Annotated in this window: 22 protein-coding genes and 1 riboswitch; of the genes, 21 read left to right on the forward strand and 1 reads right to left on the reverse strand. The window is 36.3% G+C overall.

Translation table 11 applies throughout. The annotated features are described in order from the left end of the window. Positions 1-231: 231 nt before the first annotated feature. The 7 genes from KQI71_RS08055 to KQI71_RS08085 all read left to right on the forward strand — a co-directional run bounded on the left by KQI71_RS08055 (position 232) and on the right by KQI71_RS08085 (position 5790). Positions 232-1425 carry a MerR family transcriptional regulator gene (locus KQI71_RS08055; RefSeq protein WP_216435403.1) on the forward strand — a complete coding sequence of 398 codons (1194 nt, stop codon included), beginning with the start codon at positions 232-234 and terminating at the stop codon, positions 1423-1425. 12 nt (positions 1426-1437) lie between these two features. Next, positions 1438-2283: a dTDP-4-dehydrorhamnose reductase gene (rfbD, locus tag KQI71_RS08060; protein ID WP_216435404.1), complete on the forward strand. Its 846-nt coding sequence runs from the start codon at positions 1438-1440 to the stop codon at positions 2281-2283. A 17-nt stretch (positions 2284-2300) separates the two neighbouring features. After that, entirely contained in the window at positions 2301-2855 is a 555-nt protein-coding gene (gene rfbC, locus KQI71_RS08065) for a dTDP-4-dehydrorhamnose 3,5-epimerase (protein ID WP_216435405.1), read from the forward strand. A gap of 27 nt (positions 2856-2882) precedes the next feature. Further along, positions 2883-3764 (forward strand): glucose-1-phosphate thymidylyltransferase RfbA, encoded by an 882-nt coding sequence (rfbA, locus tag KQI71_RS08070; RefSeq protein ID WP_216435406.1) that lies wholly within the window; start codon positions 2883-2885, stop codon positions 3762-3764. A 9-nt stretch (positions 3765-3773) separates the two neighbouring features. Beyond that, positions 3774-4796, forward strand: coding sequence for a dTDP-glucose 4,6-dehydratase (gene rfbB / locus KQI71_RS08075; protein ID WP_216435407.1), 1023 nt, complete (start codon positions 3774-3776; stop codon positions 4794-4796). 9 nt (positions 4797-4805) lie between these two features. Then, positions 4806-5270 carry a VanZ family protein gene (locus tag KQI71_RS08080; protein WP_216435408.1) on the forward strand — a complete coding sequence of 155 codons (465 nt, stop codon included), beginning with the start codon at positions 4806-4808 and terminating at the stop codon, positions 5268-5270. An 82-nt stretch (positions 5271-5352) separates the two neighbouring features. Continuing rightward, a complete protein-coding gene (locus tag KQI71_RS08085) occupies positions 5353-5790 on the forward strand; it encodes a hypothetical protein (RefSeq protein WP_216435409.1) in 438 nt (145 codons plus the stop codon). A 63-nt stretch (positions 5791-5853) separates the two neighbouring features. On the opposite strand, the gene KQI71_RS08090 is transcribed toward KQI71_RS08085, so the two are convergent. Continuing rightward, positions 5854-6669, reverse strand: a complete 816-nt coding sequence (locus tag KQI71_RS08090; RefSeq protein ID WP_216435410.1) for an HAD family hydrolase — start codon at positions 6667-6669, stop codon at positions 5854-5856. 124 nt (positions 6670-6793) lie between these two features. On the opposite strand from KQI71_RS08090, the gene KQI71_RS08095 reads away from it, so the two are divergent. The 14 genes from KQI71_RS08095 (at position 6794) to KQI71_RS08160 (ending at position 21463) form a co-directional block, all read left to right on the forward strand. Further along, positions 6794-7555 carry an N-acetylmuramoyl-L-alanine amidase gene (locus KQI71_RS08095; RefSeq protein ID WP_216435470.1) on the forward strand — a complete coding sequence of 254 codons (762 nt, stop codon included), beginning with the start codon at positions 6794-6796 and terminating at the stop codon, positions 7553-7555. Between the two features lie 349 nt (positions 7556-7904). Then, on the forward strand, positions 7905-8603 hold the full coding sequence (locus KQI71_RS08100) for a polysaccharide deacetylase family protein (protein WP_330655372.1): 699 nt from the start codon (positions 7905-7907) through the stop codon (positions 8601-8603). Positions 8604-8683: 80 nt separating this feature from the next. Then, a riboswitch (cobalamin riboswitch) is annotated at positions 8684-8877 on the forward strand. 134 nt (positions 8878-9011) lie between these two features. Further along, positions 9012-9773: a cobalt ECF transporter T component CbiQ gene (gene cbiQ, locus KQI71_RS08105; protein ID WP_216435411.1), complete on the forward strand. Its 762-nt coding sequence runs from the start codon at positions 9012-9014 to the stop codon at positions 9771-9773. Positions 9774-9782: 9 nt separating this feature from the next. After that, positions 9783-10619 (forward strand): energy-coupling factor ABC transporter ATP-binding protein, encoded by an 837-nt coding sequence (locus KQI71_RS08110; RefSeq protein ID WP_216435412.1) that lies wholly within the window; start codon positions 9783-9785, stop codon positions 10617-10619. 45 nt (positions 10620-10664) lie between these two features. Continuing rightward, positions 10665-11411: an energy-coupling factor ABC transporter permease gene (locus KQI71_RS08115; protein WP_216435413.1), complete on the forward strand. Its 747-nt coding sequence runs from the start codon at positions 10665-10667 to the stop codon at positions 11409-11411. Positions 11412-11423: 12 nt separating this feature from the next. Then, entirely contained in the window at positions 11424-11747 is a 324-nt protein-coding gene (locus KQI71_RS08120; RefSeq protein WP_216435414.1) for an energy-coupling factor ABC transporter substrate-binding protein, read from the forward strand. Then, positions 11722-12504: a sirohydrochlorin cobaltochelatase gene (locus KQI71_RS08125; RefSeq protein ID WP_216435415.1), complete on the forward strand. Its 783-nt coding sequence runs from the start codon at positions 11722-11724 to the stop codon at positions 12502-12504. Before KQI71_RS08120 ends, KQI71_RS08125 begins: the two co-directional genes overlap by 26 nt. An 18-nt stretch (positions 12505-12522) precedes the next feature. Continuing rightward, positions 12523-13221: a precorrin-2 C(20)-methyltransferase gene (cobI, locus tag KQI71_RS08130; RefSeq protein WP_216435416.1), complete on the forward strand. Its 699-nt coding sequence runs from the start codon at positions 12523-12525 to the stop codon at positions 13219-13221. A gap of 69 nt (positions 13222-13290) precedes the next feature. Then, on the forward strand, positions 13291-14469 hold the full coding sequence (gene cbiD / locus KQI71_RS08135; RefSeq protein WP_216435417.1) for a cobalt-precorrin-5B (C(1))-methyltransferase CbiD: 1179 nt from the start codon (positions 13291-13293) through the stop codon (positions 14467-14469). Next, complete coding sequence (cobM, locus tag KQI71_RS08140; RefSeq protein ID WP_216435418.1) at positions 14466-15224, forward strand: precorrin-4 C(11)-methyltransferase; 759 nt, start codon at positions 14466-14468, stop codon at positions 15222-15224. The genes cbiD and cobM overlap by 4 nt, the downstream gene beginning before the upstream one ends. Then, on the forward strand, positions 15221-16306 hold the full coding sequence (locus KQI71_RS08145) for a cobalt-precorrin 5A hydrolase (RefSeq protein WP_216435419.1): 1086 nt from the start codon (positions 15221-15223) through the stop codon (positions 16304-16306). Before cobM ends, KQI71_RS08145 begins: the two co-directional genes overlap by 4 nt. After that, on the forward strand, positions 16303-17034 hold the full coding sequence (cobJ, locus tag KQI71_RS08150; protein WP_216435420.1) for a precorrin-3B C(17)-methyltransferase: 732 nt from the start codon (positions 16303-16305) through the stop codon (positions 17032-17034). Before KQI71_RS08145 ends, cobJ begins: the two co-directional genes overlap by 4 nt. An 18-nt stretch (positions 17035-17052) precedes the next feature. Beyond that, positions 17053-19074 carry a precorrin-6A reductase gene (cobK, locus tag KQI71_RS08155; RefSeq protein WP_216435421.1) on the forward strand — a complete coding sequence of 674 codons (2022 nt, stop codon included), beginning with the start codon at positions 17053-17055 and terminating at the stop codon, positions 19072-19074. Next, entirely contained in the window at positions 19067-21463 is a 2397-nt protein-coding gene (locus KQI71_RS08160) for a cobyrinate a,c-diamide synthase (RefSeq protein ID WP_216435422.1), read from the forward strand. The genes cobK and KQI71_RS08160 overlap by 8 nt, the downstream gene beginning before the upstream one ends.

A 21463-nucleotide genomic window follows, 5' to 3' on the forward strand; every position in this document is an offset into this window, starting at 1 on the left:
TTCCATGTATGGACTTAGCACCAATTTCTGCTGTTGTTCGATCATAAAAACACCGCCTATATTTGATAGATACATTGTACCAAATATAGACGGTATTATCTACTTTTTCAGTGCCCTCGATTGAGGGGCAGGGGAGTTGAATAGGCGAAGCCTATTTTTTGTAAAAATTTGCTTGACCATTCCCTTACGTCACCCTTTATGATAGTCTATAGAGACAAAGGGGGTGTTTTGATGACGAAAGATGGATATTATACATCCGGAGAGTTTGCAAAGAAGGCAAATGTAACATTAAGAACCGTTCGCTATTATGATCGTCAGGGAATTTTAAAGCCGAGTAAGATTGCAGAAAATGGTTATAGATTGTATACAGATGCGGATTTTGCAAAGCTTCAGAAAATTTTGTCATTGAAATATCTTGGTTTTTCTTTGGAAGAGATTATGACGATGACAATCAATGATGAAGATCAGGATTTTATTCGGGAATCTATTGGTTTGCAGCTGTACCTTGTTCAAAAAAAGATGGAACATTTAAAGATGGTGGAACACTCTTTGAGAGATATGGAAGAGCAGATGGAACATGCACAAAAAATTGATTGGAATGAAATGATTAATCTGCTGCATGTGACAAATATGGAACATGGATTGGTAGAACAGTATAAGAACGCTTCGAATTTAGATATCCGAATCAATCTTCATCAGAAATATTCTCAAAATCCGATTCCATGGTTTGATTGGATTTATGATCATTTAAATTTACAAAAAAAGGATCAAGTATTAGAGCTTGGATGTGGAAATGGAGAACTTTGGAAGGGACATGAAAATGATTTACCGGAAGGGGTTCATGTGATTTTATCTGATCAATCGCAAGGAATGGTGAAAGATGCAAGAAAATATGTGGGTGATGGAAATGGACAGATTTCTTATGAAACGATCGATTGCAGGAAGATTTTGAAAGAAGACGCTTCGTTTGACAAGGTGATTGCAAATCATGTGTTGTTTTATTTGGAGGATAGGAAGAAGGCACTGAAAGAGATTCGAAGAGTGATGAAGTCAGATGGAGTATTTGTATGCAGTACTTATGGAAGCAGTCATATGCAGGAAATTACAAAGCTGATGAAAGACTTTGATGAAAGAATTACGTTATCAGATCATCGTTTATATGATGTTTTTGGATTGGAAAATGGGAAAAAACAGTTAGAAGAAGTTTTTTCATCAGTAGAAGAAGTTGATTATGAAGACGAATTGCTTGTTGATCAGCCGGAACCTTTAATTTCTTATATTCTTTCCTGTCATGGAAATCAGCAGGAATATTTGAATCATCGTTATATAGAATTTAAAGATTTTGTGAGAAAGAAGATAGCGGCAGAAGGTGTGATGAAAATTACAAAATCTGCTGGAATTTTTATTTGTAAATGTAAATCTTAATAAGGAGGAATTATGAAAGTTTTTGTTACAGGAGTTAAAGGCCAGCTCGGTTATGATGTGATGAATGAACTTGCAAGTCGTGGAATCGAAGCGGTCGGTGTAGATATTGAAGAAATGGATATTACCAATGCTGATCAGGTGAGAAAAGTCATTACAAAGGCAGCACCAGATGCGGTGATTCATTGTGCGGCCTATACAGCGGTAGATGCGGCAGAAGATAATGTTGATATTTGCAGAAAAGTTAATGCAGAAGGAACGGAAAATATTGCAAAAGTCTGTGAAGAGTTAGACATTAAAATGATGTATATTAGTACAGATTATGTATTTAATGGAAAGGGAAGCCGTCCATGGAAGCCGGATGATGAGAGAGAACCATTAAATATCTATGGACAGACAAAATATGAAGGAGAACTTGCGGTTGAGAAACATGTAAAAAAATTTTTTACAGTCCGTATTGCATGGGTATTTGGAGTTAATGGAAAGAATTTTATTAAAACAATGTTAAATCTTGGAAAAACTCATGATCATTTAACTGTTGTCAATGATCAGACGGGTTCACCAACATATACTTATGATCTTGCAAGACTTTTAGTAGATATGATTCAGACAGAAAAATATGGAAGATATCATGCAACCAACGAAGGGCTTTGTACATGGTATGAGTTTGCATGTGAAATTTTTAAGCAAGCAGGAATGAAGGTATCAGTTGCACCGGTAAGCAGCGATGAATATCCAGCGAAAGCAAAACGCCCGGAGAATAGTCGTATGGATAAGAGTAAACTCGTAGAAAATGGATTTACTCCGTTACCGTCTTGGCAGGATGCTTTAAGTAGATATTTAAAAGAAATTGAGTATTAAGAAAAAGGAGAATTATCATGGGAAAAATTACAGTAACACCTTGTGAAATTGAAGGACTTTATGTGATTGAGCCAACAGTTTTTAAAGATGAAAGAGGATATTTTGTAGAAACTTATAATCAAAATGATATGAAAGAAGCGGGACTTGATATGGTTTTCGTACAGGACAATCAGTCAATGTCTACAAGAGGTGTACTCCGTGGACTTCATTTCCAGAAACAGTATCCACAAGGAAAACTTGTTCGTGTAGTTCGGGGAAAAGTATTTGATGTTGCCGTTGATTTAAGATCAGAATCTAAAACTTATGGAAAATGGTTTGGTGTAGAACTATCGGCAGAAAATATGAAACAGTTTTATATTCCAGAAGGATTTGCTCATGGTTTTTTAGTGCTTTCTGATGAAGCAGAATTTTGCTATAAATGTACAGATTTCTATCATCCTGGAGATGAAGGAGGACTTGCATGGAATGATCCTGAAATTGGCGTTGAATGGCCATTAGAAGAAGGAGTTGATCTAATCATTTCTGAAAAAGATCAGAAGTGGAAAGGGTTAAAAGATACATTTAAATTTTAAAATGCCCACGGGGAGAAAGGGAAACAAATGAAAGGAATTATACTTGCCGGAGGTTCCGGTACAAGACTGTACCCATTAACAATGGTAACATCGAAACAGTTATTGCCAATCTATGATAAACCAATGATTTATTATCCGCTTTCTGTATTAATGAATGCTGGGATTCGTGATATTTTAATTATTTCCACACCGGATGATACTCCAAGATTCGACTCCTTATTAGGAGATGGTCATCAATTTGGAATTCATTTATCTTATGCTGTACAACCATCTCCAGATGGACTTGCTCAGGCATTTATCATTGGGGAAGATTTTATTGGGGATGATAATGTTGCGATGGTACTTGGAGATAATATTTTCCATGGACATGGACTGAAAAAAAGACTGTTGCGTGCGGCAAATAAAAAACAGGGAGCTACCGTATTTGGATATTATGTGGATGATCCGGAACGTTTTGGAATTGTTGAATTTGATTCCGATGGAAAAGCAATTTCGATCGAAGAAAAACCAGAAAAACCAAAATCTAATTATTGTGTAACTGGTCTGTACTTTTATGATAATCGTGTGGTAGAATATGCGAAGCAGCTTAAACCATCTGCCAGAGGAGAGCTGGAAATTACAGATTTAAATAAAATTTATTTAGAAAATGGAGAACTGGAAGTTGAATTACTTGGTCAAGGATTTACATGGCTGGATACAGGAACACATGAATCCTTGGTAGAAGCGACTAATTTTGTGAAAACAGTAGAAACACATCAGCATAGAAAAATTGCATGTTTGGAAGAGATCGCATATCTAAATCACTGGATCACAAAAGATCAGCTATTAACAGACATTGAACCATTAAAGAAAAATCAGTATGGACAATATCTACTGGATGTTGTTGCAGGAAAATTTTTGGATAAGTAGGAGAAAAAAATGAAAATATTAGTAACCGGTGGAGCCGGATTTATTGGAGGAAATTTTGTTCATCATATGGTGAATAAATATCCAGAAGATGAGATTGTAAATCTTGATTTGTTGACATATGCAGGAAATTTAGAGACATTAAAACCAGTAGAAGACAAACCAAATTATAAGTTTGTCAAAGGAGATATCGCAGATCGTCCATTTATTATGGATCTGTTTGAAAAAGAAAAATTTGATATTGTTGTGAACTTTGCAGCAGAAAGTCATGTAGATCGTTCGATTGAGGATCCTTCCATTTTTGTAAAAACCAATGTAGAAGGAACGGTTGTATTGTTAGATGCAGCAAAAAAATATGGTGTGAAACGTTATCATCAAGTATCCACAGATGAAGTTTATGGAGATCTTCCATTAGATCGCCCGGATTTATTCTTTACAGAAGAAACACCGCTTCATACATCAAGTCCATACAGCAGTTCGAAGGCAAGTGCTGATCTGTTTGTATTAGCTTATTATCGAACATTTGGACTTCCAGTAACAATTTCTAGATGTTCGAATAATTATGGACCATATCATTTCCCAGAAAAATTAATTCCATTAATGATTAGTCGTGCGCTGGCAGATGAGGAACTTCCAGTATATGGAAAAGGAGAAAATGTTCGTGATTGGCTGCATGTATCGGATCATTGCGAAGCAATTGATTTGATTATTCATCATGGAAAAGTTGGAGAAGTTTATAATGTCGGAGGACATAATGAACGTACAAACTTAGAAGTTGTAAAGACGATTTTAAAAGCACTGGATAAACCAGAAAGCCTGATTAAATTTGTAACGGATCGTCCTGGACATGATATGCGTTATGCAATTGATCCAACCAAACTTGAGACAGAACTTGGATGGAAACCAAAATATAACTTTGATACTGGAATTGCGCAGACAATTCAATGGTATTTAGATAACAAAGACTGGTGGCAGAACATTTTATCTGGGGAGTATGCAAATTACTTTGATAAAATGTATGCAAACCGTCTATAGGGGCTTTGTATGAAGAACTTTCATAAAAATACAAAACGGCTGTTATACTGGGGGATAACAGCCGTTTTGATGGTTCTTATTTTTTCTTTCTCTGCAAAAAATGGAACAACTTCCTCTAACATGAGCATTCATTATGCAAAAGAATTAGCAAAATTTCTAGGCTGGATTGGAATTTTTCAGATTCAATCATCCGCTGATCTTATGATGCATGCGAAAAATGTTCATACATTTGTAAGAAAAACTGCACATTTTACAGAATATGCTGTGCTCGGATTTTTTACTTATCGGGCAGTATCTTGTGATATAGATAATCGAAAAAAGGCGATGTTAACTGCACAATTGATTTGTACCGGTTATGCATCTACGGATGAGATCCATCAGCTTTTCGTCCCTGGACGAGAAGGAAAAGTTTTTGATGTATTCATTGATAGCTGCGGAGCCTTTTGTGGAATTTTGTTCTCTGCTTTTTTGTAAAAGAGGATCCTTTTCTTTTTGGATATGTTATGATTGAGATAATAAAAAAGGTTGGTAAATCGAGAAGGAAGGGAGAGAAAGAATGAAAAAAAGAGTTATTTTCTTCGTTACAATTTTATGTTTTGGCATAATGATTGGGTGTAAAGAAAAAAATCAGCCAAAGAAAAAGAGCATTCAGCCATTTTGTGGAGAATGGAACTGTGAAAAGACACCACTGGAACATAAAAATTTATATTCTGGGTATTTGAGATTAGTCGTTAAAAAGAATGGAAACTTTATAATGTATGATGTAGAAGCTGGAAATCCAGGAATTGAAGGAAAGATGGTCATCAATTCTAAAAAGGAACTTACTTTAAAATGTAAAAATTCTGAAGATTTCGATCCTCCTGTTGGATGGGGAAAGATGCACAAGACACAAAAAATTAAATATCAGTTTATAAGAAAAAATAAAAAGAAAAAACTAAGACTAACTTATGGAAAAGGAAAAGGGAAAACAACTCTAGTATTTTATAAAAAATAAAAAGAAGGTCGAATTCCTAAAGAGATATATGATTTCTAAGGAGGACATTCGACCTTTTTTCATCTATCTTAATAATAAGTGTTTTTCAATAAAGTTTGCAATCCCATCATGATTGTTATCTTCGGTGATATAATCAGCAACACTTTTTGTCTTCTTACTTCCGTTTGCCATGACAACGCCAACACCAGCATGTAATGTCATATCATAATCATTATCAGCATCTCCAAATGTGCAAAGATTATCCATCGAAAAATGATGAAGTTCCATGACTTTTTTTAGACCAAAAGCTTTAGAAATTCTTGGATCCATATATTCAAAAAGCAATTTGCTTGTCTGAAGACAGGCAGATTTAAACTTTTCACTGTGGAAAGTCTTACTACGCTTAATGACCTCGGGCATTACTTTTGGATTGCATACGATTAGAAGTTTTAACTGTGGTTTTCTTAAAAATTTATCAAAATCAATAACTTTATAAGGAAGTTGATCGGTTTTAGAAAGCTCTTTTATTAAGTTATCTTCCTTTGGGGTGTATAGGACGCCATCTCCATGAATACAAAAATTGACATCCATATCTTGAAAGTGTTTGATAATATCTTGAATTAGTCGGCCATCTAAAGGATAATTTTGCTCATAGTGGTCATAAGCATAATCATAAATTTCTCCACCATTGCTTCCAACGATCATATCGACCATTCCATCGATGCCCCAGATGGGAAATAGGCGTTTAATACTAGGAACATCTCTTCCGGTGGAAATACCAAATAAAATACCGTGGTCTCGAAGTGATTGGATTGCTTGGATTGTTTTGAAAGTAATGATGCCATGATCGTTTAAAAGGGTGCCGTCAATATCACACATAACTGCTTTGATATGATTCATAATCTTTAGTTTCTCCTGTTTGTATAAATTTTTTTCCCTACATTTTATATTGTACCATAATTTGGTACACAAATCTTAAAACAGTGCATATCTTATCAGAAGAGAAATAGATGTGAGGTTTACGATGGCAGGAGTCATTTTAGATGCCGGGCATGGTGGATATGACGCTGGTGCACAATATAATAGAAGAAAAGAAAAGGATGATAATCTCCGTCTTGCACTTGCAGTAGGAGAGATTCTTTCACAAAACGGAATTCCAGTTTCTTATACAAGACAGAGTGATATTTATCAGTCACCGACACAAAAAGCAAGAATTGGAAATGAAAGTGGGGCAGATTATTTTATTTCTTTCCATAGAAATGCAAGTCCGAATGCGAATCAATATCATGGAGTAGAAACATTGGTATTTGATGACAGTGGAAGAAAAGCCGAAATGGCAAGAAATATCAATGCAAATCTCGAAGATATTGGGTTTCGAAATATTGGGGTAAGGGAACGTCCAAATCTTGCGGTTCTTCGAAGGACCGATATACCAGCAATTTTAATCGAGGCTGGTTTTATCAATTCAGATCAGGATAATCAACTTTTTGATGAACGTTTTGGGGACATTGCAAAGGCGATTGCAGATGGAATTATGAAGACAATTGGAAGTGGACAGCAGGCACTGAGGGGAATCTATCGGGTGCAGATTGGATTGTACAGCAATTTTTCAAATGCTCGCTATGCATTAAATGAAGCGTTAGCACAAGGATATGATGGGGATATTGTTTATGAAGAACCATATTATGCTGTACAGCTTGGAGAATTTGATACGCTAGATGAAGCTGTAAAATTGGAAAATGAGCTTCGTCAAAAAGGGTATGATACTCTTGTTATAAAAAAATAAAAAGAAAATGTGCTATATCAACAAACACGGATTGAAAGAAAGTTAGTCTGTGTTTGTTGGTCGTAATTTTGCAGTGTATAAAAGATGAAAGTATCAGATAAAAATAAGAAGAATATTAAAAATAGATAGACGATGATTAAAATCTTTTCGCAGTATAATTGCTAAGGAGCATTAAATTAGATAGGAATTGCTCTTTTTGATTGTAGGAATGTTTGTATTTGATATGACATAAACTAGAGGAAAAGATGGGAAATCTGAAATGAAAGTTTTTTGGAAATATCTGGTTTTTGGAATGGTTATTCTAGGATTTGGCGTTTTTTTTCGGGCAAATCGTATTCAGGAGAATTCTGTGAAATTTTTGAAGAACAATGTATATGTCTGGAGTGAAAGTGATGCAAGAAAGCTTCCGATTTACTGTGTGGATACAAAGAAAAAAGTATTAAGTCTTACCTTTGATGTTGCCTGGGGAAACGAAGATATGAAAGAAATCCTTGAAATCTTGAAAAAGGAGGATGTGGTAGCCACCTTTTTCTTTTGTGGAGATTGGATTCGTCGATTTCCAGAAGATGTAAAACGTGTTTCAAAAGCAGGACATGATATTGGAAATCATGGAGATCGTCATAAATATATGACAAAGCTTTCTGATCAGGAGCAGCAGGAAGAAATCAGAGGAGCAGATGATAAAGTAAAAGGACTTCTTGGGATGTCAATGGATTTATTTCGGCCTCCATATGGAGATTATGACAGCCGTGTGATAAAAAATGCAGAAAAAATGGGGTACTATAGTATTCAGTGGTCAATTGATAGTCTTGATTGGCAAGAACCACAACCAGAAGACTTGATCAAAAAAGTATGTGAACATAAAAAGTTGGCGCCTGGTGGAATCATTTTGATGCATACTGGAACAAAGTGTACAAAAAAAGCATTGCCACAGATCATCCGTAAATTAAAGAAACAAGGATATACGTTTGTGCCAATTTCCAAGTTGATTTATCGAAAACATTATCGAATCAATCCGGAAGGAAAGCAGATGTTATTTTATCAATGAAGAAACTGCAGGATTCTTGTCAAATTATTAACAAGAGTCTTGCAGTTCTTTTTTTCCTATGCTATACTGAGAAAGTTGCGAAAAATTGAACATAAGAAGGTGCCTGACAGAAATAGGTCAGGATAATAGGGAATCAGGTGAGAATCCTGGACAATCCCGTTGCTGTGTAAGCGGAGTGTTTTTTGTGCCTTTGGGTAGTCACTGTTGAAAAATGGGAAGACAGAGAAACATGTGGATGCGAAGTCAGAAGACCTGCCTTTTTATGCGTAACTTTTAGTTCTGCGGTCGACGGACACTAAGAGACAGATCCTTTGAAAAAGTAATAAAATATTCGAAGGATTCTTTCTGATACCCGTTTGTAACCGAAGATATGGTTCAAATGGGATTTTTTCATTTTAGGAGAAAAAAATGCAAATTGATTATTATGCTTATCAATCAAAAATGAATACATGGAATAGAGAATGGAAAGTCATTGTCTGTGTGGTTACGCTATGTTTTATCATAGGATTGAATCGTTTGCCAATTTCCTTGGTGTCACTTGTGGTTATGAGTAGTTTGACACTTTTTTGTGGAAAGACGCCATGGAAGATTTATCGACGTTATATGATGGTACCGTTCGTTTTTTTGGTGATTAGTGCTCTTGCGATTGCATGTGAGGTTTCTTTTCACGCACTTGGTACATGGAATCTATCGTTTCACTTTTTTTATTTATGTTTTACAAAAACAAGTGTAGATCGTGCCATTGGAGTGTTTTTTAAGGGACTTGCCGGAATGAGTACACTATATATGCTTTCTTTTTCAACGCCAGTACATGAGATCATTGTAGTGCTTAAAAAAGTACACCTGCCTGTAATGCTTGCAGATTTGATGAATTTAATTTATCGATATATTTTCCTTCTGTTTGATGTAGCGGCACAGATGCAGACGGCAGCGAAAGCCAGACTTGGATATCGAAATTTTCGAATTTCCATGAAAAGTTTTGCTATGATGGGTGGAAATTTATTTTTCCTATCGATGAAAAAAGCGAATGCATATGCAGATGCTATGGAGGCAAGAGGATATCATGGAGAATTATTATTTTTAACAGAAGAACATCCGGTTTTATGGTGGCAGGTTGTTGGAAGTTTAGTTTTTTTTGTAGTGTTAGTGATTATTTTTAAACAATGTTAGGATGAAAATATGGAAAAAACGATAATAGAGACAAAAGATCTGTCTTTTTCTTATGAGGAAAAGCAGGTATTAAAGAAAATAAATGTTAGCATTCGAAAAGGTGAAAAGATTGCGGTTATGGGCTGTAATGGAGCTGGAAAATCAACATTTTTTTTGAATTTAAATGGAGTTTTGCAGCCGGATGATGGAACTATTTTTTTTCACGGAGAAAAGATGGGAAAAAAGAATTTTTTAAAGCTTCATGAAAAAGTAGGGTTTGTATTTCAGGATGCGGATAGCCAGATGATTGCATCAAATGTAAAGGCAGAAATTTCTTTTGGACCAATGAATTTGGGCCTTTCCAGGCAAGAGGTGGAAAAAAGAGTAGAGGATGCCGTTGCCTATATGGAGCTTGGGGATTTTATAAATCGTGCACCGCACTATTTAAGCGGTGGTGAGAAAAAAAGAGTGAGTATTGCGGATATTCTTGCTATGCAACCGGAAGTTTTGATTTTTGACGAACCAATGGCAGCATTAGATCCGGTGAATGCACAAAATGTAGAAGAGGTTTTAAATCGAATTCATGAGGATGGAAAGACATTGATCATTGCAACACATGATGTAGAATTTGCCTATCGTTTTTCAACAAGAATTCTTGTGTTTTGTGATGGAGATATTATCGCAGATGGAACACCAGATGAAATTTTTCATAGAGAAGATGTCTTAGAGCGTGCGCATTTAAAGCAACCTTCCATTATGACAATATGGGAGGCTTTGGTGGATCAAAAGATTGTTCCAGAAGAAATTAATCCACCCAAAACAGCAAAAGAAGCAGCAAAAAAAATCCAAGAGGATTTTTATATATAAATAGAAGAAACTAACTCATTGTGTCAAAAAGGGAGGATTTTAACAATGACAAAGAAACAAAAGAAAATTTTTCAGTGGAGTGTGGCATTTGCGATTGCTTTTGCAGTCTGTCCAAATGTTCATGCAATGCATATTATGGAAGGATATTTACCACCTTCTTACTGTATTCTCTGGGGTGTAATTTGTATTCCGTTTCTTGTAAAGGGATTTTTTGGAATGCAAAAAATGACAAAAAATAACAGAAAATCAATGACAATGCTTGCTATGGCGGGAGCATTTATTTTTGTTCTATCTGCATTGAAAATTCCATCTGTAACCGGAAGTTGTTCTCATATGACTGGAACCGGACTTGGAGCTATTTTATTTGGACCAGGAATTGTTAGTATTCTTGGAATCATCGTATTATTATTCCAGGCAATTTTACTTGCTCATGGTGGATTAACAACTCTTGGAGCGAATACATTTTCTATGGCAATTGCAGGACCTTTAGTATCTTATGGTATTTATCATGGATTAAAGAAGTGTAATGTAAATCGTAAAGTAAGTATTTTCCTTGCAGCTGCAATTGGAGATTTATTTACTTATTGTGTAACAAGTATTCAGCTTGCACTTGCATATCCAAGTGCACATGGTGGAGTTGCAAAATCAGCAGTTCAGTTTCTAGGAGTCTTTGCTCCAACACAGCTTCCATTGGCCATTCTTGAAGGAATTTTAACAGTTATGATCATGATTGCTTTGGAAACTTATGCAAAACCAGAACTTGGAGCAATCGGATTTAAAGAAGCAGAATAAGGAGGAAATACAATGAAGAAGAAAAATGTAAAGACAATGATTTTGCTTTTGATTGCAGCAGCAGCTATTATTATTATTCCTCTGTTTGCACTTCAGGGTGCAGAATTTGGAGGATCTGATGATGCGGGAAGTCAGAAAATTGAAGAAATTCAGGGAAAAGGATATAAACCATGGTTTACACCAGTTTTTGAAAAAGCATTACATGGAGAAATTCCAGGGGAAGTGGAAAGTCTTCTGTTTTGTGTTCAAACTGGAATCGGGGTTGGGATTCTTGCATTCCAGCTTGGAAAGATGGTAGAAAGGAAAAAATATGAAGACAGGGACGATCGTCGTTAGCTTTGGAACAAGCCATGCAGATGCGAGACAAAACAGCCTTCGTGCAATTTATCAGGATATTGTACAGGAAAAAAAAGAAGATTTTATCGATGAAGCCTATACAAGTGGCATGATTCTTGATAAACTCTCTAAGGAAGGAATAGAAATTGATACGGTTGATCAAGCACTTCAAAAAGCAGTGGAAAAAGAAGTCACAGATCTTTTTGTTGTTGTCACTCATATGATTCCTGGAATTGAGTATCAGAAAATTCTTGGAATCATCGATCATTATAAGGATCAATTTAAAAATATTAAAGTTACAACACCGGTTCTTGATAAAGAAGAAGACTGTCAGTCACTGGTTCCTGTCTTAAAAGAAATGTTTTCTTTTGAAGACTCCTATGAATATATTCTAATGGGGCATGGAAGTGAAGATGCGGCCAATATTCGTTATGCACAGATGAATGAAGCATTAAAAAAAGCGGGCCTTTTTTATGTAAGGATTGCTTCAGTGGAAGCAAAACCGGATCTTTCTGATGCTATGCAGCATTTAGAAGCAATGGAACAGAAAAAAAAGGTGATATTATATCCGTTTATGGTTGTTGCAGGGGATCACGCAAAAAATGATATGGCAGGAGATGAAGAAGAGTCCTATGCGACAATGTTAAAAAAAGCCGGATATGAAGTGGAAATTCATATCAAGGGACTTGGAGAGTATCCACAGTTTCGTAAGATTTATCTTGAAAAATACCGGAAAATTTGTGACCTTTCAAAATAGATAGACAGGGGAAGCAATATGGCAGGAAAATTATATGGTGTCGGCGTTGGACCGGGAGATCCACAACTTTTGACGCTGAAGGCGGTAAAAATCATAGAATCATGTGAAATCATCGGAATTCCATCAAGGAAAAAGGAAACTTGTACGGCCTATCAGATTGCAAAGGGTGCCGTTCCTTTGATTGAGGAAAAAGAAATTGTTTGTATTCCGGTTCCGATGACGACAGATGAGAAAAAACTTGAGAGTGCGTATCAAAAAGGAAGTGCCCTCTTAGAGTCTTTTATGGATAAAGGAAAAAATATTGCCTTTTTAAATCTTGGAGATCCAACGGTTTATGGTAGCTATATGACGATTCACGCTCATGTGCGAAAGGATGGATATGAAGCAGAAATTGTGAATGGTGTTCCATCTTTTTGTGCGGTGGCAGCGACGTTGGAACTTTCTCTTGGAACAAGAAATGAAAATATCCATATTCTTCCAGGATGTTATGATGAGAAAGAGATCACGAAAGAAGATGGAACAAAAGTGTTAATGAAGTCTGCCGGAAAGATTGGCGAAGTAAAGAAAAAATTACTGGAACTTGAGTCATCTGGGCAGGCAAAAGCATATGCTGTTGTGAATTGTGGGATGAAAGATCAAAAAGTTTGTGAAGATATTCAGAAACTGGATGAATCTGCGGGATATTTTACAACGGTTATTTTAAAAGATCAGAAATAAAGTAATAGGCAGACATCGTCTGCCTTTTTGCTGTGTAAGAAGAATTTTTGACGGATTAAGGATAGAAGTATGGAATCATATGTAAGAAAAAATCAAAAAAAGTTAAGATGTGGTTTTACGACAGGGACATGTGCAACAGCTGCAGCGAGTGCAGCTGCTACAAGGCTTCTTTTTGGAATTGTAAAAAAAGAAGTTCGTGTGCATACTCCTAAGCAGGTTATACTATCCATACCGGTTTATGAAGAAAAAACGGAAATAAATGCTGCACAATTTTTTGTAGAAAAAGATAGTGGAGATGATCCGGATGTGACAAATCATACAAAAATCCATGTTTGCGTACGTAAGGTTTTTGAAAAATATAAATCGAACTATGTTTTTTATGATTCTGTTTATCCATTGTTATCATTGGATGGTGGAATTGGTGTTGGTCGGGTTACAAGAGAAGGATTGGAACAAAATATTGGATACGCAGCGATTAATAAAGTTCCAAGGAGTATGATTTTTCAAGCGGTGGAAGAAGTAAGAAAAATGGCATCCTATGAGGGAAGGCTGCATATAACGGTGATCGTTCCAGAAGGGGAGCGCTTAGCAAAAAAAACATTTAATCCGAAACTTGGAATTGAAGGGGGAATTTCAATTCTTGGAACCAGTGGGATTATTGAGCCAATGAGTGAAAAAGCGATTGTGGATACGATCGAAACGCAAATACGGCAGTTAAGTCGTCAAGGAGAAAAAAGTCTTCTTGTCACACCTGGAAATTATGGGCAAAGTTATGCAGCAAAATATTGTGGGTTAAATTTGGAAGATAGTGTGAAGTGCAGCAATTATATTGGAGAGACTATTGATCTTGCAGTTTCTTATGGGATGAAGCGTTTCCTCTTAGTTGGAAATATTGGAAAACTCTGCAAGCTTGCAGCAGGAATTATGAATACACATTCTAAAGTAGCAGATGGAAGAAAAGAAATTTTTATTACACATACCATTTTTTCAGGAGGGACACGATGGATGGCAGAGGAGCTTGCAGATTGTATTACGACAGAAAAGATGCTGGAAAAATTGGAAGTATGGGGACTTAGGGAAGACGTGATGAAAAGTATTTGCCAAGAAATTACGAAAGTATTAAAACATCGTATGGGGGAAGATATGGAATTTGGGGTCCTTTTATTTTCGGAAAATTTTGGATTCCTTGGAGAAGTAGGAGATGGAAAAAAATTAATAAGTCAAATCAGGGAGGAACAAAAAAGATGATTCATTTTGTAGGAGCAGGACCAGGAGCAAAAGATTTAATCACATTACGTGGATATCGGCTTTTAACTCAAGCAGATGTTGTGATCTATGCGGGATCATTGGTAAATCCTGACCTTCTTCAGGACACAAAAGAAGGGTGTGAAATTTATAATAGTGCTTATATGACATTGGATGAAGTCCTTGGAGTTATGGAAGTGTCAGAAGAGGAAAACCAATCTGTGGTTCGGCTTCATACGGGCGACCCATCTCTTTATGGTGCAATTCGAGAACAGATGGATGCATTGAGAGAGAAAAAAATTCCATTTGATATTTGTCCAGGAGTGAGTTCATTTTCTGGTGCAGCAGCGGCACTCGAAATTGAATATACATTACCAGAGGTTTCTCAAAGCTTGATTATTACAAGAGCACAGGGAAGGACGCCGGTTCCTCAAAGGGAATCTTTGACTTCCTTTGCGGTTCATCAGTCTACGATGGTTTTGTTTTTGTCTTCTTCATTAGCGCATAAAGTGAGAGAGGACTTAATCCGTGGAGGTTATGATAAGCAGACGCCGGCCGCAATTGTGTACAAAGCAACATGGCCAGAAGAAAGAAAAATTGTAACTACTTTAGATCGTCTTCCGTTTGTGATGGAGGAAGAAGAAATTACAAAAACGGCTTTGATTATCATTGGAAATATCCTTGGGGATTTTTATGAAAAATCAAAATTATATGATCCATCATTTACAACAGAATACCGGAAAGGAATTCAAAAATGAAAATATGGATGGCAGCCTGTAGTAAAAAGGGCTATGAACAGATGATAAAAGTGAAAAATTTATGGATGAGGCAGGATCCAATGACACAATTTTGGACAGTTGTAAAGTGTAAATCTATGCCGAAACAATCGATTCCAGAAAGTCTTTCAAAAAATGTAAAAGAAGCTTTTTTCTGGGCAGATGCCATGATTTTTTTCTGTGCCACTGGAATTGCTGTTCGAATGGTTGCACCATGGATTTTACATAAATCGAAAGATCCGGCAGTTCTTACAATGGATGAGACAGGAACTTTTATTATTCCTTTATTATCCGGGCATGCAGGTGGGGCTAATGAACTTGCAAAGAGGATCGGTAAGATGACAGGAAGTCTTGCAGTAATCACGACGGCAACGGATCGAGAGCATTTATTTTCGGTGGATGACTTTGCAAGAAAAAACCATTTAGTTTTATCTGACTGGAACAAAGCAAAAAAGATGTCAGCGGGTCTTTTAGATGGAAAAGAGGTAAAGATCTTCTCTAATTTTTATATTGAAGGAGAAGTCCCGCGTCAGATAGAAGTTTGTACTATAAAATCAGAAAAAGAAAAGCAAAGTTTTCTAAAAGAGGATGTTTTTATGATTGTGTGGATTTCTTTGGATCCACCATCAAAAGATTTTTTGAAAGAATATGGGGAAGAAAATATATTATGGCTTGTTCCAGCGGCTGTAATTGCTGGTGTCGGATGCAGAAAAGGAATCTCTTATGAAAAAATCGATTGCGCCATTTATGAGACGTTTAAAGAGGAAGGAATTTGTATAAAGGCATTGGATTTGATAGCGACGATTGATTTAAAGAAAGAAGAGCCAGGGCTTGTATCTTGGTGTCAAAAATATAGGAAGAAGCTTTGTTGTTTTTCTTCAGAACAATTACAAAAAGTCCCAGGGCATTTTCATTCATCGGCTTTTGTTAAAAAAGTTACTGGAACGGACAATGTATGTGAGAGGAGTGCAGTAGCCTGTGGGGGAGAATTGATTTGCGGAAAGAAGAAAAAGGATGGTGTAACGGTAGCACTGGCAAAGAAGAAAGTGAGGATAAAATTTTGAGTTCATTATTATATATTGTAGGGATTGGACCTGGAAAAGTAGAGGCGATGACAATGGAAGCCAAGCAGGCATTAAAAGAAAGCGAGGTAATTGCCGGTTATACCGTATATGTGGATCTAATACGTCCTTATTTTAAAGAAAAAGAGTATATAATGACTGGAATGAAACAGGAAAAAGAACGTTGTAAATTGGCATTGCAGTCTGCACAAAGTGGAAAAACAACATCCGTTGTATGCAGTGGAGATGCCGGTGTCTATGGAATGGCAGCACTTTTGATTGAGATGGGGAAAGAATATCCTAATATTGAAATTCAGGTGATCGCGGGTGTTACAGCTGCATTATCAGGAGCCGCAGTTTTAGGAGCACCTATTGGACATGATTTTGCAGTAATCAGTTTGAGTGATTTGATGACACCATGGGAAAAAATTGAAAAACGTCTCGCTTGTGCAGCAATGGCAGATCTTATTATCTGTCTTTATAATCCATCTAGTCGGAAAAGAAAAGATTATTTAAAAAAAGCCTGTGAAATTATTTTAAAATATCAGCCAGAGTCATTAGTTTGCGGATATGTAAAAAATATTGGAAGAGAAGGAAAAGAGGCAAAAATTCTTTCTCTTGGTGAGTTGAAAGATACAACCGTTGATATGTTTACAACGGTATTTATCGGAAATAGTCAAACAAAACAGATCAAAAATCAGATGGTAACGCCAAGAGGTTATCAATTATAAGTAAGAAAGGAGACGAAAATGGCGGCAATTACAGTTTTTGGAGGTACAACAGAAGGAAGAATTCTTGCGGAGGCATTTGGGGATACCTCTCTTGAACTGTTCGTATGTGTTGCAACATCTTATGGGGCATCTCTTCTTCCAAAATGTAAAAACATTAACATTCATACCGGACGTATGGATGTGCAGGAAATGAGAGATTTTCTTTTAAGTCATACATCAGGCTGTTGTTTGGATGCAACACACCCTTATGCTCAAGATGTAACAAAAAATATTAAAGAAGCTTGTAAAGAAGCTGGAATTTTGTATGTTCGTATTTTCAGAGAAGAAGGAGCTCATCAGGAAAAAGAACAGGGAATTTATTATAAAAAGGATCTTAGACAAGCCATTAAGTTTTTAAAAAAACAGGAAGGAAATATTTTGATTACAACGGGTAGTCGTGATTTAGAAGCTTATACACAAATTCCAAATTATGAAGAACGGTGTATTGCGAGAGTTTTACCTGGAATTGAGGTCTTACAAAAATGTGAAAGTCTTGGATTTCATGGAAAACATGTGATTGCGATGCAGGGACCTTTTGGTGAAGATTTCAATTATTGGATGTTAAAGGAAACAAAAGCTTCTTGGCTTGTAACAAAAAATTCTGGGCGCACTGGAGGTTATGAAGAAAAATGTGCAGCCGCAATACGTGCCGGCGTTGGAGTTGTTGTAATAGGGAGACAGGAAAAAGAAACAAAAGAAGCAATGGATGTTTTGGAAGCAATTGAATGGGTAAAAAAAAGATATAATCTCGCTATTGATGAAAAATGGCTCGATGATTTAAAAAAACGCCAGATTTATCTGATAGGAATGGGGCCTGGAAATCCTAAAATGATGACAATTTTAGCAAAAGAGGCATTGGAAAATAGTGATGCTGTCATCGGTGCCGGAAGAGTTCTTCAAATATGGGAAGAAGATACGAAAAAGCCCAAATATAATTGCTATAAGAAAGAAGATATTTTTGATATTTTAAACGATCATCCAGAATATCAAAAAATATCGATTGTTTATTCTGGTGATCTTGGGTTTTATTCTGGAGCAAGAGGGATGAAAGAATTATTTCCAGATGCAAATGTGCATATGATTTCTGGAATTGCATCCCCGGTTGCATTTTTAAATGAGCTTGGAATTCCGTGGAGTGAAGTTTTTTTGACAAGTTGTCATGGAAAACATCAAAATTTATTGTCTTTGATTCAGGAACATCGTTATGTATGCAGTTTGCTTGGAAGTGAGAATACAGTAAAAGATACATGTGAGCAATTAATTGCGTGTAAAATGACGGATGTAAATGTTGTCCTTGGAGAAAAAATTTCTTATCCAGAAGAAAATGTAACGAGAGGAAATCCAAAAGATTTTCTTTCTATAAAATATGATCCGCTTTCTATAGTTTTATTTGAAAATCCGAGAGTACAAAAAGAGGTAAAAGGGTTCGGAAAAAAAGATACTTCTTTTATTCGTGGAAAAGTTCCAATGACAAAAGAAGAAGTGCGTACGATTTTATTATCGAAATTACATTTAAGGAAAGATTCCATACTTTATGATGTTGGAGCCGGAACCGGATCAGTATCTATTGAAGCGGCCCAAAAATGTAAAGATGGAATGGTTTATGGAATTGAGAAGAAGGAAGAAGCCATCCATTTGCTGCATAAAAATAAAAAGAAATTTGGCGTTTCTAACTTTAAAATTATAGAAGGAGAAGCTTCTGAACAAATAGATATCTTGCCACGACCAACGCATGCATTTTTAGGAGGAACCGGAGGCAAGATGATGGCAATCATAGAAAAAATCCGAGAAAAAAATAAGGATACACGGTTTTGTATAACATCGGTTACACTTGAAACATTGAAACAACTTGAAATACTGCAAAAAAAATTTCCAGAGTATGAAACGATGGAAATCATTCAGATTCAAGTATCAAGAGCAGAAACGATGGGAAAATATCATTTGATGAAAGCACAGAATCCAGTTTGGATTGCAAGTTTTGGAGGAAAAGAAGATGAGTAATCATATGGCAAGAGTATTATTTACAGCGCCTAAAAGTGGAAGTGGCAAGACGATGGTCGTTTGTGGAATGATTGAAGCACTGAAACGAAAAAATAAGATTCCTGCTTGCATAAAATGTGGACCAGATTATATTGATCCGATGTTTCATCGGAAGGTTCTTGGAATTGATTCTGGTAACCTTGATTCATTTTTTACAGAAGGGGAGACGATTCGTTATCTTCTTGTAAGAAAGATGGAGAATGCGGATATTACTTTGATGGAAGGGGTCATGGGATATTATGATGGTCTTGGAGGGCAGTCTGAAAAGGCAAGTACTTATGAAATCGCTCAAATTACAAAAACGCCGGTTATTTTAGTAGTGGATGGACATGGAGCTAGTGTTTCTTTGGCAGCGGTGATTCAAGGAATGATAAAATATCGGAAAGATAGTAATATTCAGGGAGTGCTTTTAAATCGTGTATCTGCTGGTTATTATGGACGGTTAAAGGAACTGATTGAAAAAGAATGTCAGGTAAAAGTTGTTGGATATTTACCGGATATGAAAGATCTTTATGTTCCATCAAGACATTTAGGATTAATTACTCCGGAAGAAATGAAGGAATTTCATCGATGGGCAGAACAGATTGCAATTCAGATGGAAGAAAGTGTCGATCTTGAAGCAATCATGGAAATTGCTGCACAGGCACAAAAATGCGAGGGAAAGAGACCACAACTTCCAAAAATTCATGGAAAAGTAAAGCTGGCGGTTGCAATGGATGAAGCCTTTTCCTTCTATTATAAAGAGAATTTGGAATTGCTTTGTGAGATGGGAGCTCAGATTGTTACTTTTTCTCCTCTGCATGATGAATCTTTGCCAGATGATATTGATGGAATTTTGTTTGGTGGAGGTTATCCGGAAAACTATGTAAAAGAGTTGGAAAAAAATAAGAAGATGCGTATGCAGATCCAAAGACTTTTAAAAGACAAAATGCCGTGTCTTGCCGAATGTGGAGGCTTTTTATATTTACAAAAAAGCTTAGAAGGCAGCCATGGAAGTTATGGAGAAATGACAGGAGTTTTTGATGGAGAAGGGTTTAAAACGTCAAAACTTAAACGATTTGGTTATGTGCAGCTTGAAATAAAGACGCCAGGGATTCTTGGCGAACGTGGTCAGATCATTCGTGGACATGAATTTCATTACTGGGATTGTACAAAGAATGGAGAAGATTTTGTGGCAAAAAAACCAACGGGAAAAATTTCTTATGATTGTATGATTCATACGCCATTTGTGGCAGCTGGTTTTCCGCATCTTTATTATTATAGTCATCCAGAAATGATACATTCTTTTCTTCAGGCATGCAAAAGATTTCAAGCACAAAGGCTTGCAAGAAAGCATTGGGATGCGATAGCAAAACCAATTGATAGTCTTGGTCAGTTGGAAAAATTGGTTATCCAGTTATGTAAAATTTCAGGCGATTCAAAACCCTGGAACCTTCAAAAAAGAGCTTTGCTTATTTTATGTGCGGATCATAGGGTCGTAGACGAGGGAGTTACTCAGACGGGAAGTGAAGTTACAAAGATTGTAGCTGAAAATTTTGCAAAAGGATGCTCTACGGTAAATTATATGGCTGAAAGTGCCAATGTTGATATTTATACGATTGATGTTGGAATGGATACTGCGGCTTATCCGGAAAAAAATCTTGTGCAACATGCAGTTATTGATCGAAAAATTGCAAGAGGAACCAGAAATATTGCAATAGAAGCGGCTATGACAAGAAAACAATATGAGCGTGCCATAGAAACTGGAAGGGAGCTAGTGAGGGAATTAAAGGAGAATGGTTATCAGGTTCTTTCAATAGGAGAGATGGGAATTGGAAATACAACTCCATCTAGTGCGCTTACATCTCTTTTCCTTTCAGAGCCTATTGAGAAAGTAACTGGACGAGGAGCTGGATTGTCAGATCAATCATTGGAAAGAAAAAGAATTGTTGTAAAAAAGATCGTAGACCGGGTAAAGAAAAACAAAAATAATACACCAGAGGAAATTCTTATAGAAGCTGGAGGTTATGAAATTGTGGCAATGACTGGTATATTTCTTGAAGCAAAAAGACAGAGAATACCGGTGATTCTTGATGGAGCGATTTCAGCCGCCGCAGCACTGGCAGCAGCAAAGATCGATCCAGGAACGGTAGAAATCATGATTGCTTCTCATGTATCTAAAGAAGGTCTTGCACCGTTGATTTTAAAAGAACTTGGCCTTCGTGCGATTGTCCATGCAGATATGAGCCTTGGAGAAGGAAGTGGAGCCATAACATTGTTTCCTTTGCTTGACATGGCAATGAATGTTTATAAAAATATGGGGACTTTTGAAGAATATAACATTGAAGAATATAAAAGATTTCATTCATAG

Source organism: Anaerostipes sp. MSJ-23 (genome assembly GCF_018918155.1).
In the GTDB taxonomy this organism is placed as follows: Bacteria; Bacillota; Clostridia; order Lachnospirales; family Lachnospiraceae; genus Anaerostipes.

Excerpts from the sequence above, each read along its gene's own strand:
- KQI71_RS08085 (WP_216435409.1), top strand. The coding sequence starts at position 5,353 with ATGAAAAAAAGAGTTATTTTCTTCGTTACAATTTTATGTTTTGGCATA.
- rfbC (WP_216435405.1), top strand. The coding sequence starts at position 2,301 with ATGGGAAAAATTACAGTAACACCTTGTGAAATTGAAGGACTTTATGTG.
- cbiD (WP_216435417.1), top strand. The coding sequence starts at position 13,291 with ATGGAATCATATGTAAGAAAAAATCAAAAAAAGTTAAGATGTGGTTTT.
- KQI71_RS08080 (WP_216435408.1), top strand. The coding sequence starts at position 4,806 with ATGAAGAACTTTCATAAAAATACAAAACGGCTGTTATACTGGGGGATA.
- KQI71_RS08160 (WP_216435422.1), top strand. The coding sequence starts at position 19,067 with ATGAGTAATCATATGGCAAGAGTATTATTTACAGCGCCTAAAAGTGGA.
- KQI71_RS08095 (WP_216435470.1), top strand. The coding sequence starts at position 6,794 with ATGGCAGGAGTCATTTTAGATGCCGGGCATGGTGGATATGACGCTGGT.
- KQI71_RS08110 (WP_216435412.1), top strand. The coding sequence starts at position 9,783 with ATGGAAAAAACGATAATAGAGACAAAAGATCTGTCTTTTTCTTATGAG.
- rfbB (WP_216435407.1), top strand. The coding sequence starts at position 3,774 with ATGAAAATATTAGTAACCGGTGGAGCCGGATTTATTGGAGGAAATTTT.
- KQI71_RS08090 (WP_216435410.1), bottom strand. The coding sequence starts at position 6,669 with ATGAATCATATCAAAGCAGTTATGTGTGATATTGACGGCACCCTTTTA.
- KQI71_RS08115 (WP_216435413.1), top strand. The coding sequence starts at position 10,665 with ATGACAAAGAAACAAAAGAAAATTTTTCAGTGGAGTGTGGCATTTGCG.
- cobM (WP_216435418.1), top strand. The coding sequence starts at position 14,466 with ATGATTCATTTTGTAGGAGCAGGACCAGGAGCAAAAGATTTAATCACA.
- KQI71_RS08055 (WP_216435403.1), top strand. The coding sequence starts at position 232 with ATGACGAAAGATGGATATTATACATCCGGAGAGTTTGCAAAGAAGGCA.
- cobK (WP_216435421.1), top strand. The coding sequence starts at position 17,053 with ATGGCGGCAATTACAGTTTTTGGAGGTACAACAGAAGGAAGAATTCTT.
- rfbA (WP_216435406.1), top strand. The coding sequence starts at position 2,883 with ATGAAAGGAATTATACTTGCCGGAGGTTCCGGTACAAGACTGTACCCA.
- KQI71_RS08145 (WP_216435419.1), top strand. The coding sequence starts at position 15,221 with ATGAAAATATGGATGGCAGCCTGTAGTAAAAAGGGCTATGAACAGATG.
- rfbD (WP_216435404.1), top strand. The coding sequence starts at position 1,438 with ATGAAAGTTTTTGTTACAGGAGTTAAAGGCCAGCTCGGTTATGATGTG.
- cbiQ (WP_216435411.1), top strand. The coding sequence starts at position 9,012 with ATGCAAATTGATTATTATGCTTATCAATCAAAAATGAATACATGGAAT.
- KQI71_RS08125 (WP_216435415.1), top strand. The coding sequence starts at position 11,722 with ATGAAGACAGGGACGATCGTCGTTAGCTTTGGAACAAGCCATGCAGAT.
- cobI (WP_216435416.1), top strand. The coding sequence starts at position 12,523 with ATGGCAGGAAAATTATATGGTGTCGGCGTTGGACCGGGAGATCCACAA.
- KQI71_RS08120 (WP_216435414.1), top strand. The coding sequence starts at position 11,424 with ATGAAGAAGAAAAATGTAAAGACAATGATTTTGCTTTTGATTGCAGCA.